9 protein-coding genes, 1 pseudogene and 1 riboswitch are annotated in these 14,182 nt (G+C 37.8%); of the genes and pseudogenes, 4 read left to right on the top strand and 6 right to left on the bottom strand.

All coding sequences use genetic code 11. From position 1 onward, the window contains the following. Nucleotides 1-131: 131 nt before the first annotated feature. The 3 genes and pseudogenes from I6758_RS15215 to I6758_RS07530 form a co-directional block, all read right to left on the bottom strand. Nucleotides 132-416, bottom strand: a pseudogene (locus I6758_RS15215) (TSUP family transporter); the annotation flags it as partial. Between the two features lie 656 nt (nt 417-1,072). Beyond that, nucleotides 1,073-1,999: a sensor domain-containing diguanylate cyclase gene (locus I6758_RS07535; RefSeq protein WP_196604601.1), complete on the bottom strand. Its 927-nt coding sequence runs from the start codon at nt 1,997-1,999 to the stop codon at nt 1,073-1,075. 586 nt (nt 2,000-2,585) lie between these two features. Beyond that, nucleotides 2,586-2,843 (bottom strand): helix-turn-helix transcriptional regulator, encoded by a 258-nt coding sequence (locus I6758_RS07530; RefSeq protein ID WP_196604600.1) that lies wholly within the window; start codon nt 2,841-2,843, stop codon nt 2,586-2,588. A gap of 126 nt (nt 2,844-2,969) precedes the next feature. On the opposite strand from I6758_RS07530, the gene I6758_RS07525 reads away from it, so the two are divergent. Then, the gene (locus tag I6758_RS07525) at nt 2,970-3,380 is read left to right on the top strand and encodes a helix-turn-helix domain-containing protein (protein WP_196604599.1); all 411 of its coding nucleotides are present in this window, start codon (nt 2,970-2,972) and stop codon (nt 3,378-3,380) included. A gap of 237 nt (nt 3,381-3,617) precedes the next feature. Further along, entirely contained in the window at nt 3,618-4,760 is a 1,143-nt protein-coding gene (locus tag I6758_RS07520; RefSeq protein WP_407947359.1) for an IS256 family transposase, read from the top strand. 1,372 nt (nt 4,761-6,132) lie between these two features. On the opposite strand, the gene I6758_RS07515 is transcribed toward I6758_RS07520, so the two are convergent. From I6758_RS07515 to fba, 3 genes are all read right to left on the bottom strand, one after another. Then, nucleotides 6,133-7,437, bottom strand: coding sequence for an RNA-binding domain-containing protein (locus I6758_RS07515; protein WP_196604598.1), 1,305 nt, complete (start codon nt 7,435-7,437; stop codon nt 6,133-6,135). Nucleotides 7,438-8,455: 1,018 nt separating this feature from the next. Continuing rightward, on the bottom strand, nt 8,456-9,997 hold the full coding sequence (guaA, locus tag I6758_RS07510) for a glutamine-hydrolyzing GMP synthase (protein ID WP_307225345.1): 1,542 nt from the start codon (nt 9,995-9,997) through the stop codon (nt 8,456-8,458). A 218-nt stretch (nt 9,998-10,215) separates the two neighbouring features. Then, nucleotides 10,216-11,181 carry a class II fructose-1,6-bisphosphate aldolase gene (fba, locus tag I6758_RS07505; RefSeq protein ID WP_196604596.1) on the bottom strand — a complete coding sequence of 322 codons (966 nt, stop codon included), beginning with the start codon at nt 11,179-11,181 and terminating at the stop codon, nt 10,216-10,218. A 296-nt stretch (nt 11,182-11,477) separates the two neighbouring features. Between fba and typA the strand changes: the two genes are divergently transcribed. Together typA and I6758_RS07495 are read left to right on the top strand one after the other, a co-directional pair. Beyond that, nucleotides 11,478-13,292: a translational GTPase TypA gene (gene typA, locus I6758_RS07500; RefSeq protein ID WP_196604595.1), complete on the top strand. Its 1,815-nt coding sequence runs from the start codon at nt 11,478-11,480 to the stop codon at nt 13,290-13,292. A 106-nt stretch (nt 13,293-13,398) separates the two neighbouring features. After that, entirely contained in the window at nt 13,399-13,899 is a 501-nt protein-coding gene (locus I6758_RS07495) for a cell division protein SepF (RefSeq protein WP_196604594.1), read from the top strand. A 188-nt stretch (nt 13,900-14,087) separates the two neighbouring features. After that, nucleotides 14,088-14,171: riboswitch (cyclic di-GMP riboswitch) on the top strand. The last annotated feature ends 11 nt before the right edge of the window (nt 14,172-14,182 follow it).

The raw sequence follows: 14,182 nt of genomic DNA, 5'->3' as shown, positions 1-14,182 counted from the left end.
ATTATTATAGATATTCCTTTGGCATGAAAATTTAGCAGCTTGTTACCCTAATTGAAGCAGGTATCGAAATAATATTGTGTCCTATACGTCAAAGAAACCGCATGAAATTTTACTTTCACACGGCTGAAAAATCAATAACTTATATAAGAATAAATGAATCTCAAACCCATTATCAGGATAACATAAGCAGTATATTTAGTCAAAGACGCAGCCTTTAACATTAAGGAAAACTTTACACCAAACTGCGCACCAAGCACAGCTCCCACACCTGTAAAAATCGCAGGCCCCCAAAGAATATGCCCAAGCAATGCATGTGAAAACATTCCGCTGAGAGCAGAAATGGCTAAAATACATGTAGACGTGGCCACTGCTGTATGTATAGGAAATTTTAGAATATAGATCATAAACGGAACGAAAGGTAATCCTCCTTTTTATTTTATAGGTTCAAAATTAACCGTTTTAACATGTACCGAAAGTTTTTTCATTTCTTTAAAAAACACTATATCTGAAAGCTTGCTCTTTGTTCCCTGGATATAATTTTTTTCAGTTATTTCCTGAAGACTTTGTTTTATTATCGGCAAATTTGAAGAATCAATTAACCAAAGACCGCTAAAATTTAATCATAGCATGACGATGCAGATCAATAAATTCATAAGCATCCTTTTTTTTATTCACAGCATTTCCTCCCAGAAAAAAACGCTGCCTGCACTACCCCCAGGATAGTATAAGCAACGCTGCTTTGTGTATTAATAGTTATGCTCTGACACACTCAATCGCTCAACCACTAAAAGAACAGGCTTTATTAAAAATAGAAGCATATATTAATACAATATATCTGTCAATAAAAACAGAAGTAATAATTGAAATTATACTGTATACATAAAATCAAACTCCGAAGATGTTCTTAATTTTCTGCTCGCAAATAAAACCTTCAAGCTGATTTTATATTGCATCGGCTTGAAGGCGTATATAACTATTAGAGAGCAGTCAACTATCTACTCAATATTAAAAAAATCTGATACTGGTTTTTTAATCAATTCCAAGGCTTTAATTGCTTCAACACATTATTCTGCTATTCATATAAGCATTCAACTCTGTTTCGTCCATTACTCTTTGCCATATACATAGCCTTATCGGCATCTTTTTTAATATCAGATATTGTTTTATGATATGGTTTATTAGCTGAAACGCCAATACTGACAGTAACGCGAACAACTATATTCTCTGTCCTAAACTCTGATTTCTCAATGCACGTTCGTATTTTTTCTGCCAAAACGACTGCACCATAACAATTAGTATTTGGTAAGTAGACCGCGATTTCCTCACCGCCCACTCTCCCCACGATATCACTTTTTCTGCAATTTCTGACTATAGCTCCGGCCACTTTCCTTAAAACCATATCGCCAATCGAATGCCCATATGTATCATTTACCTTTTTAAAATAATCTATATCAATAAAAATAACAGAAAATGGGGCATTTTCCCTTAATCCTACCTTTATTAATTTATTGCATATCTCACTGAAAGCATTTTTATTAAGCAAATTTGTTAATCCATCGCGCGAAACCATTACTTTTAATTGTTCATTCAGTTTGGCTAACCGATGTTCCGCATTCTTATTTTCGCTTATATCTGTTAATACCGCTAACTCTGCAAATGCAAAACCGGAGACATTTCGTAAAGGAGCAACAACTACTTTATATATTCTGCCATTAAGTGCCAATTCATGCGCCGGCATGTTTTTCCCCTGATCAAAAAGTTCAAAATCACGCTTAATATTTTCACGCACTTTTTCGTTCAAATCCGTGATTTCAGATTCGATTAAACTATCCTTTTTGGATGTGGCATTACAGTCCACCAGGAATTGGCCATTAGATATGCAATTTCCCTTCCTATCAATTAATACCACAGTAACTGGAATAGTTTCAATCAACTGCTTAAGTGTGATAAACTCTCCGCCGACTTCAATAAAATTTTTCTCATTTTTACAGTATTTCATAGTTAACTCCAATATGCAAATTTTATTGTCAGATAGCTATAATATATATGATATTAATTATTCTTTAAATAATAACCTTTTACTATTATTTAGTCAAACACTTTTTCACTTAAATTAAATCTCTGCATTTCTGCATTAATGAAGACTTTCTTTTATAATCTCATTTCCTATATCAGTTGACAATGTCCATGATTTCAATACTCGTGCTTCTTATATCTTTATCCGAATAGATCACTTTCGTATCTCAGACAGTAGAAATAATATTGTTCAACAATTATAGACACCACGTACTTTTCCAGCCTATTTCATAATGCATACCTTTTTACAGTTTTAGAGCCTGCGAGCTTAACATGTTACTTGATGATTTAGTGTCGGCATTTTAAAGGATTATCCGCCACTCGTATATACACTTTCATGCTGATTTAGTTTATGTATAAACTAACCTTATACAATTGCATTGTCTCAATTTGCATTATTCAGTTAATTTATTTTATCCATGATTCACGCCCACTGAAAACAAGTGGCGTCGACATTATTCAAGCAGCATTCCCATTGTCCATATGCTGAATAATTATTTCTTAATCTCCTAGCGGTTTAATCTTTTTATTTTCTTCACCTCTGTACCTATTTCTTTTTCGTAAGTACTTTTAGTACATAAATTACTTATAAAAATATTATCTATACTGCTATTTAATATTATAGCAATTTTACTGGCTATTTCTAATGATGGTGTTCGTTTTCCTTGTTCTATAAAAGCAATATACCTTACAGTAACACCAATTGCATTTGCCAATTCTTGCTTAGTGAGATTGTTTTTTTCTCTGATTATTTTTAATTTATTCATCTTATTACTCCTTTTCATGTACTAATAGTACATGAATTTTTGTACATAGTCAATAGGATTTCAAAAAAAAATGTAGTACTTTAATATAAAAGAACTTATTGTTCATATTTCAGAAAGGTGCATAATATGATTGCCAAACGTATAAAAACTTTGCGCTCTGAGCAAAATCTGACCCAAAGGGAATTATCTGCTCGTTTAAATTTGACACCTAAAATGATTTCTTTTTATGAGCTTGGGCAAAGGACGCCTCCGAGTGATATTATTATAAAATTGACAGAAATTTTTAACGTATCAGCTGATTATTTATTAGGTAAAACAGATATTAAAGAAAGTGCAGATAATATTCTAAATGAAGGTAATAAAAATGAATTTGCCAAAAAAGATACCATGGACTTAGCAAAATTTCTTGATCAAACCGAAATAATGTTTGATGGTGAAGTTCATAAATTAGATTTCGAATCTCGGCAAAGACTCAGAAATGCGTTGGAATTCGCATTTTATGAGGCAAAAAAAATGAATAAACGTAAAAAGGATTGATTTACTGAGAGTTCTTCAAGTTTTATGTAAACACTAAAAGCTAATATAAAGGGACTGTAACTAATTATGTGTAAATAGAAAAAATAAACTATTCCTCCTGGATTAATGTTAGAATAAATATTAATTCAGGAGGCTTTTATTATGGCTAGACAAAGAAGACTTTCCCCAGAACGTAAAGAATTTCTCCAAAAACTGCTGAGTGCATATCAACCGGAAGATGCGCAGGGTGTTTAGAACATGTTCAAGGACCTTCTCGGAGATACGCTGCAAACCATGCTGGAGACTGAGATGGACGATCATCTTGGTTACTCCAAATACGACTATAAAAACAAGGATACGGATGATAGTCGGAACGGTTACAGCAAGAAAATCGTGACGTCTACGATGGGGAATATTGCTCTCGACATTCCTCGTGATCGGAAAGGTGAGTTCCATCCGCAGGCTGTGAAGAAGAATCAGACGGACGTTTCCAATATTGAGGACCAAGTATTGTCCATGTATGCCAAGGGGATGACCACCCGGGATATCACTGCTCATCTTAAAGAAATCTATGGCGTGGATGCTTCTGCTGAAATGATTTCCCGCATGACAGAGCGTATTCTCCCGATTGCTAAACAATGGCAGAACAGACCGCTGGCCAAGAAATACACAATTGTCTTCATGGATGCTGTCCATTTTCATGTCAGACAGGATCAGGTTGTAAAAAAGGCGGTCTATGTCGCCATTGGAACTCGTCTGGATGCTTCCGTGAGGTTCCTTGGCCTTTGGATTGGCGGCAACGAAAGTGCAAAATACTGGATTGGCATCCTGAACGAAATCAGGAACCGGGGAACGGAAGATATTTTTATTATCTCCGTTGACCGTTTGGCCGGATTTGCCGATGCCATTGGCACAGTTTATCCTGAGGCAGAAGTACAACGCTGCATAGTCCACCAGATCCGTTATACGACCAAATTCGTCTATTATAAAGACATGAAACCATTTGTCCAAGATCTGAAGGAAATTTACCAGGCGCCCACCCTGGAACAAGCAGAGGTGGCCCTAGACGCCTTGGAAGAAAAATGGAACGATAAATATCCCTCTTCGGTTCAGTCATGGCGAAATAACTGGCCGCAGCTATCCACTTACTTCAAATACCCATTGGAAATAAGAAAGATGATTTATACGACGAACCAGATTGAAAATTTCAATCGTCAGTTACGGAAAGTCTCTAAGAACCGGACGATTTTTCCTACAGATGATTCCTTATTTAAGCTGCTCTATCTGGCGACCATAGAGATCACCAAGAAGTGGAGCGGCCGCAACCGCGCCTGGAATAAAATTATTTCCCAGCTTTGCATTTATTTCGATAACCGTATCGAACCAGCTGATTTGGAATGACGACAAAAAATAGCCCGGCTGCTGATTAACAACCGAGGCAACTAGTGCCATTATGTTGGCATATATTTTTCGTAATTTTTGAATTTCCAGCATTAATCCATGGAGTTTACACAGAATGGGTTACACTCTCAATATAAATTTAATTGGATTGTCAACACTTATTTGGACAACTTTTATAAGGTCAATCGCCTAAATTCGAGAGTTCTTCAAGTTTTGTATAAACACTAAAAGCTAATATAAAATTAATAGTAATATAATTTAAGGGTATTGCTTGTAAAAGTGATGCCCTTTAAACATCTCTTTCTAAAAGGCGTTCTTCAAAATAGATATCCAGCTGTGCCCTTATTTGACTCCAGTCTTGTCGCCGTCCAGTCCATTTTTTAGTAATGTCCATCATTGCTAAATACAACATTTTTAGGAGGCTGTCGTCTGAAGGGAAAATCGTCCTGGATTTGCATAAAGTCTTCCATACAAGCTACAAATGCAGCATTTTCTTTTCTTGGAATACACCAATAGGCATTTAAATGTGGTTTGATTTCGTTTTTTTCAGTGCCTTACAAATTGTTTCCGGGCAAACATGTTCTACGATGTGTAATCCCATAGCTTTAGCAGCGATCATTTTTAAACTCCAACGACTATGCCCTGCAGGTGCTTCACTACATGCTATCTGCAAAATTCCAGCTTCCGCTTCGCCGTCGACAATGGGCGATATTTGAGGGATTGAATTCCGTCTATATTACATGGTTTTTTCAAAACCGAGGTCAAATATTCTTTAGAAACTCTAATTATGGTTTGTGCTGTAGTATGAAGCTCTTCAGCAAGCTTCCTCTGATTTGGGGTCTTTTCCATCAAGGGCTAATAAGATATTGTCTCTTTTTACCAGCCTTGCCGAAGTTTTTCCCTTAGATAATATTTGTAATAATTTTTTTCGTTCTTCTGTGGTTAAGTTAATCTGGTACTCATGCTTCATTTACCATCATATCCTCAATCACATTTTACTATACTTGTTTAATAATTCAAAGTAGATGACACACTAGGTTGAACATCATAGGATTCCACAAGTTCATCAGTTTATGCCATCTGCTGAAGGAGGGTGTAAATTTGAAAGTAATCGTCCACCCTCCTCGGAGTCGGAGGGATTGCGCGATTTGCAAAAAAAGATTGCGGTCGTTCATGCCGAAGCAGTCTTGAAGTACATAGCCAAGTTGCCCTGCTCCAAAGAACAAAATCTAGAATTAGTTTCCAATATCCAAAACGTTTTTAAAGACTAAAATAAGCAAGAGAAGGCATTTAAACCACTTCTCCTGCTTATTTTTTTGATAGTAGTAAGACAATTTTCTTCGTTTGGATTTTCATAATTACCTAAACATATTTATGAGCAAGGCCGATAATGTGTGGTTTTTCCCTTACCTTCTTGAATCAGCTGCCCATTTTTTATCATTTTTTTTAGCAGGCGTCCACTGGTTGTCTGTCCGATCTCTAACAGCTTTTCAACTTTCTTCCGTGTTACCATGCCCTGTTTTTTTGCCAGTTGGATTACTTTTTCCTCCTGGCTGTCGTCTTCAGTGCTTAGCTGTTTCTGCTCAGTCTGCGCATTAAGATTTGGCAGGATAAGCTTAAAAACATTATCGGATGTTTCAATCTGCGGTGTCTTTCCACTGACTTCATAAGCATTCATAATCTTTCGCATGCCAGTTCCGTAGGCTTCAATCAGCTCCAAACGATAGAATATATTTGCCAGCTTTGTGTTACGACAAACAGAAATACCCATCAACACATCCTTCAATGTTACCCCGGAAACAAGGCCTCCAATTGAGGTAAATTCTATTCTGTCACTATAGATACTGATAAGCGTACTGGCCCTAAACGAGTATTCCCGGTGTACCAGGGAATTTAACAGAGCCTCTCTGACAGCTACCTCCGGATAATCCCTGGTATCGATACGCCGCAGTTTATCAAACGTAGAGCGCGTCTGATTGTGAAAATCAATATAATCATAAACCTCTTCCATCTGCTTAAACAGAGAGCCGGAAAACTCCTTCCGGTCTTTGAATACACTTTGATTTGTTCCTTCAAAAACAGCAGCCTTAATGGTATGTACGCATTGTTCAGAAAGAAGTAATCCAAGATTGGTATATATGCCATCCTGACTGATCATTCCCAATGTTTTCATTTGAATCGGTCCAAACAAAATATTTCTTTCTGAAAATTCTTTTTGTGCCGCCTCGAAAGTCAATTCCTGCTCGATTGACCGTATTTCCTCAAAGCTGTCTCCATCGGTTTCTTTAATCATTCGCCGTATTGCGGTATCTGTAGCAGGTACAGAAGAATAGCCCTGCCTGACATAAACACCTTCGGGACGCAACCCTTTTTTTGCAATATAATAAGGACGCTGCGTTCCGCGCTGAATCTCAACGGCAATAATGCTCTTTTCCTCTACTTTCAATGTTTCATAATGAAGAAACATTGTCAAATCCGGCTTAATTGCGTCGCACACCATGTTACTGATCTGCAAAGCTGCCCCATCCGGATCATCTACACCGATAACTTCACTATCATCCCGAACACCAATGTAAAGTTTCCCGCCCTCGCAGTTTGCAAAGGCGATGATCTCTTTTTTTATATCGTCTACAATGATCGTTTTCAATTCTACAGTTTCGCTTTCCTGAAAGACCATTTGCACACCTCCCAAAAACTTTCTAATTACATCCTAACCGTTCTAACCATTCCTGTCAATAATCTGGTTAGAATGGTTAGTATATTTAGTAAATGGCTATAAGAACTTCTTATTTGGCAAGTTTCCTGCTATCCGGATTTTCTGCTGAGTGAGATAGAAAAAGCTAAGCTCTTTATTGCCGTTGACATTCTACTATTCATTACCAAACAATTTCACCCAGGTACTTTTCAACATTTGAATACTGTCATTCTCCCATTTGTTAACCGTATAGACATGAAATTCATACAGATTGCCAAAATCTTCTTTCGTTAGACCCAGGCTTTGACACAATGCACGTATTTGCTGACCTTGTCCATTGTATAAAAAGGTTATACTGATCAAGCAGGGCTGTAATTTCAATGCCAAAAAACTCGACGATTTTACTTAGCTTGTCCAAAGGATAGGGAATTTTACTGTTCTCCTGTTCATAAGCACAGTAAGTAGCGCGGTGAATCCAGTTCTGTCAGCAACATCTTGTTGCCGCAGTGCGATAACAGCGCAGCTTGTCCGCTACTGTGACAATGCCAGCCGGGTCATGATATTAAATATTAAACCTTTGAACTTCAAGCAATTTGCGTGGCTCCGGTAATCGGAAGCTGTGAATACATAAGGCGCATAGGTAACGCTTCCGTTACAATGGCAGGTCATTATATGCATATGGTTGCTAAGGTGCATGAACGGGTGCCATTTTCCCCAAAAGCATAAAAGAAAATATCACCATGTCGTGGGGCACTGCCATTTATTCTGCAAAGGGCATTTTTCTTTATTCTCTCTGGCTTTGCCAGTTATGCCCGCCACTCCATGGTGAACGCTCTCTTTTCGCAAGCAGAAATCCCTGTATTTACGCGGGTTTAGGGTAAAAAAAGACCTTGCATAAGCTTCGTTAAAAGCTTTAATACAAGGTCTTTTTGTCTATGTCGGCAGGCTAGCCATTTTTGCCCTTTGGCGGATAAATGGCAGTGCCTCGAGACAAATTATTTTATTCCCACTCAATAGTAGCAGGAGGTTTCGATGTTATATCATAGACCACTCTATTGACTCCGGGCACTTCATTTACTATCCGGCGTGATACTTTATCGAGTACTTCATAAGGTATCTGCGCCCATTCAGAAGTCATTGCATCGGAGCTTGTAACAGCACGCAAGGCAATTGTATGACAATATGTACGGCTGTCACCCATGACACCGACTGATTTTATATTTGGCAAACACGCAAAATATTGCCATATTTTTTCAGAAAGACCGGCAGCGGCTATTTCTTCACGGAAAATAGCGTCGGCTTCACGTGTAACGGCTAATTTATCTTCTGTCACCTCTCCGAGGACACGTATGGCAAGTCCGGGTCCCGGAAATGGCTGACGCCATACCAGATCATGAGGAATACCTAATTTTTCGCCGACTGCACGCACTTCATCCTTAAAAAGTTCACGCAGTGGTTCAATAAGCTCGAATTGCATATCCTCAGGCAGCCCGCCTACATTATGATGGCTTTTTATCGTAGCAGAAGTCTTTGTACCACTCTCAACTACATCCGGATAAATTGTTCCCTGCACAAGGAAATCCATTTTCCCTAATTTATCGGCTTCTTCTTCAAATACGCGGATAAATTCTTCACCTATTATTTTTCTCTTTCTTTCAGGATCGGAAATGCCTTTTAATTTCCCCAAAAATCTATCGCGGGCATCAACACGAATAAAATTCATATCAAATTGATTTTTGAAGATTTGTTCAACTTGGTCACCTTCATTTTTGCGCAGCAACCCATGATCAACGAAAATACATACTAATTGTTTGCCGACAGCCTTGTGCGTCATCACAGCAGCCACCGAAGAATCGACTCCGCCGGAAAGAGCGCAGAGGACTTTTTTTCCGCCGACAATTTCTTTTATTTGTTTGATCTTGCTTTCAGCAAAGGATGTCATATTCCAGCTGCCTTTTACATTACATACATTAAACAGAAAGTTTTGCAGCATCTTTTTTCCGAAAGGTGTATGTTCTACTTCAGGATGAAACTGAACACCGTAGATTTTGCGTTTTTCATCAGCCATTGCGGCGACAGGTGCAGCCTTTGTCGTAGCCAATATTTTAAAATTTTCCGGAGCTTTTGCTACATAATCTCTATGGCTCATCCAACAAGTATCAGCATTATCGATTTCGCCAAAAATAATATCATTCTTTTCCAGTTGTATTGAGGTTTTGCCGTATTCTCCTGAATCAGCATGTTCCACTATACCACCGAGTTCATTGGCAATAATTTGATGCCCGTAGCAAATACCGAGCACAGGTACATCTATGTCAAATAATCCTTTTACGGCCTGAGGGGTATCTTTGGCATAAACACTGGCAGGCCCGCCCGTAAGAATTATTCCTTTTGGATTTTTTGCCTTAATTTTATCAAGTGTATAATCATAAGGTACTATTTGGCAGTAGACTCCGCATTCTCTGACCCGCCTGGCTATAAGCTGATTATACTGTCCGCCAAAATCAATAACAAGTACTAGTTCATTACTGTCTGTCAAAATAAATCCTCCTAATTATAAATGTAGCTGCAGTAACAAGAACAATTAGCTCTGCTGCAATTAGCTTTATCCGAAAGTCTACTATATTATCTTTCAAATAGCAACAGCAATGCAATATAAATAATGCTCCCTTTACAGCAACAGTTTACTATGTAATACTGTCTGCTGTAAAAAGAGCAGTTAAAAGAATAATTTTATTCTCTTTTTATGCTGATCTCAGTTTAAGCTTTGTTATTGCAGCCAAGGACATCAGTAATTTTATGTTTAACAAGTTCCTTAATGTAAGCTCTGGCTGGTGTAAGATACTGGCGCGGATCAAAGTGATCCGGATGTACCGTCAAATGTTCACGAATACCTGCTGTCAAAGCCAGACGCAGATCTGAATCAATATTAATCTTGCAGACTGCCAATTTAGCAGCTTTTCTGAGTTGTTCTTCCGGAATACCGACAGCATCAGCTAATTTACCGCCATTTTTATTGATGATATCGACATATTTAGGAATGACAGATGAAGCACCATGCAATACTATAGGAAAATTAGGAAGTCTTTTTTCAATTTCTGACAGTATGTCAAAACGGAGTGGAGGCGGAACTAAAACACCATCTGCATTTTTAGTGCACTGTTCCGGCGTAAATTTAAAAGCACCATGGCTCGTACCGATTGCAATAGCCAGTGAATCCACACCTGTTGATTTTACGAAATCTTCAACTTCTTCAGGCTGTGTATAGGAAGAATCTTCAGAAGATACGTTTACATCATCTTCTATCCCGGCAAGTCTTCCCAATTCACCTTCGACTACTACGCCCTTCTTATGAGCATATTCTACAACACGTTTAGTAAGTTCAATATTATCCTTAAAACTATGCTTTGAACCGTCAATCATGACAGAAGTAAAACCGCCATCAATACAGGATTTGCAAATATCGAAATCAGCACCATGGTCAAGATGCAAAGCGATTGGCAAATCAGTATCTTCGATAGCTGCCTCTACAAGTTTTGTAAGATAAACATGTTTAGCATATTTACGGGCACCAGCTGATACCTGAAGAATAAGAGGAGCATTTTCTTCTTTGCCCGCTTCAGTGATGCCTTGAATAATTTCCATGTTGTTTACATTGAAAGCGCCGATAGCATAGCCGCCTTCATAGGCTTTTTTGAACATTTCTGTAGTTGTTACTTTTGCCATTAATGATACCTCCAAATTTATAATCTGAGCAACCTTATAAATTATAACACACTTGCAGTATCTTTGCATAATGCTTCAGCCATAATTGTCAAAATTTTTCCATATTCAGCAAGATGATTTTCATATCCATTTATCAATATTATTTGTTGTCATCACTTAAATAGTATTGATTTATCTTGGAAGGAAATTCTAAAGATGCTGTTTTTAAATTATTGACACCGCTGAATATTTATAATATCATAGTGAAGATATACAGTTAACATTGAGATTATTTCCTGGAGGAATGTATTTAAATTATGAGTACGAATGAAAAACTTAGAAATATTGCTATAATTGCTCATGTCGATCACGGCAAAACAACACTGGTTGACGCTATGCTTAGACAGAGTCATGTTTTTCGTGCCAATGAGCAGATAGCAGAACGTGTCATGGATTCCAATGATTTGGAAAGAGAACGCGGTATTACTATACTGTCAAAAAACACTGCTGTTATGTTCGGTGATATAAAAATAAATATAGTAGATACACCCGGTCATGCTGACTTTGGCGGAGAAGTGGAACGCGTTTTAAACATGGTCGACGGCGTACTCTTGTTGGTGGATGCATTTGAGGGTCCTATGCCGCAAACAAAATATGTTCTTAGAAAAGCTTTAGAACAAAAATTGAAACCCATAGTTGTAATAAATAAAATTGACCGTCCCGACCAGCGTGTGGATGATGTCTATGATGAAGTCTTAGAACTTTTCATGGAACTGGGTGCGGATGATGATCAGCTCGATTTCCCGGTTGTATACGCTGCTGCACGCGATGGTATCGCCAAGCTTTCCATGGACGATGAAAGCGATAATTTGGAACCTCTGATGAATCTTCTGATAAAAGAAATCCCCGCACCAAAGGGTGATGCTGACGGACCTTTGCAAATAATGGTGACTACACTGGACGCAGATGAATATGTAGGGCGTGTAGCAATTGGACGTATTATCCGCGGTCATGCCAGAGAAGCTCAAAATGTTGTGATAATAAGCGGTGATGACCAGAAAAAGGCAAAAATTGGGCAGCTTTTTGTTTATCAAGGACTTAAAAGAGTTCCTGTAAAAGAAGCCGGTCTCGGTGAAATAGTTGCTGTAACTGGATTGGGTGATGTAAGTATAGGCCATACTATAGCTGATGCAGAACAACCAGAAGCATTACCTACAATAAATATAGATGAACCTACACTTTCCATGACCTTCGGTGTAAATACCAGTCCTTTTGCCGGCAAGGAAGGTGAATTTATTACTTCCCGTCATTTACGTGACCGCCTGTATAAAGAAACTGAAACAAATGTCAGTCTCAAAGTTGAAGAAACTGATTCTGCCGATACATTCAAAGTATCGGGCCGCGGTGAACTTCATCTGTCAATTTTAATAGAAACCATGCGTCGGGAAGGATTTGAATTACAAATCGGTAAACCTGAAGTAATCTACAAAACAATAAACGGACAGCTTTGTGAACCGATGGAAAATCTTTCTATTGAGGTTCCTCAGGAATTTATGGGAACTGTAATGGAATCACTGGGTACACGTAAGGCTGAACTTTCCAATATGGTAGAGCTTTCCGGTTATCTTAGAATGGAATTTACTATTCCTGCTCGCGGTCTCATTGGTTTTAGATCCGAGTTTTTGACTAATACTAAAGGCAACGGCATTATGAATCATGTGTTCCACGGTTATGTTCCTTATAAGGGAGACATATCCGGACGCGCCCGTGGTTCTTTGGTTGCTTTTGAACAGGGTGAAACCACTTCTTACGGAATCTATACTTTACAAGATCGCGGTACAATGTTTATCTCACCAAATCAACATATATATGAAGGCATGATAGTCGGTGAAAACAGCCGCGATATTGATATTGATATCAATCCATGCAAGAAAAAGAATGTATCAAACATGCGCACAAGTTCTTCTGATGAGGCAATAAGGCTTACCCCTCCGCGTATCTTAAGCCTTGAACAGGCTTTGGAATATATAAATAAAGATGAACTGGTCGAAGTTACCCCGCAAAGTGTGCGTTTGCGTAAATCTGTACTTGATAAACAGCGGCGCGGTCGTATGAGAAAAAGTTCGAAATAAAATTAAAAATTTTTTTCGATCTAGAAGGATTTTATTCTTGTTCGTAGAATACAAATAAACAATAAATATATTCTGGTGTGTTTTGTGATGAGTGGGGGTGATTTTATTGAAATTGATAAACAAAATAGCCAATATCTTAATGCCAATAGAAGAAGTGGATGAGTCGTTCGATTCTGTTACTGCCGAACAACGGGATCGGTCAGAGTCTTCTTCTTTGGAAGAAAAACGACAGTTTGATAAACAGGAACCAGTGCCATCAGAGGCTGAGTCATCTCCAATATCGTCTGTTCGCTCTCGTTTATCTGTACATGCCAATAAAGTTTCTGATATGAAAATTTTTATCTTTAAAATTAATGCATTCGACGAAGTAAAATCTATAGCTGATGCATTAAAACAAAAACGCGCTGCACTTGTAAATTATGAAAAAGTTGATACTGAAACGCAAAAACGCATTTGTGATTTTATCAATGGTGTTTGTTATGTACTCAACGGTGAAGTTAAACGTATATCAAACACAATGGTTCTATATGCACCAGAAAATATTACTATCGGCAATGGTGTCATTAGAGGTGCAGATGGTATGTTCAGAAATGATATAGCCAGCTGAATTTCTTGATATTATCCTGATCGTTATGGGCTTTCTTTTACTCTCAAGGAAAGCCCGTTTTGTTTATTTATATATATAATTCATGAGTTTTTTAGTTCAAATGGTGTACATATGAAACAAAAGTTTTGATCTGCCCGCTATATATCTGAAATTTTATGTGAAATTTTATTTTGTATACCGTTTATATAAAATATTGTTGGCAAACTTGCTGAAAGGCAAGGACGCAAAGCCTTGGGTCTACCGAGATAATCCATGATTGCCAGGCTGCATTATTTATTAGTGC

Origin of the sequence: Pectinatus haikarae, from assembly GCF_015732185.1 — a bacterium.
Classification (GTDB): domain Bacteria; phylum Bacillota; class Negativicutes; order Selenomonadales; family Selenomonadaceae; genus Pectinatus; species Pectinatus haikarae.
This window is presented reverse-complemented; position numbering and strand designations above follow the sequence as displayed.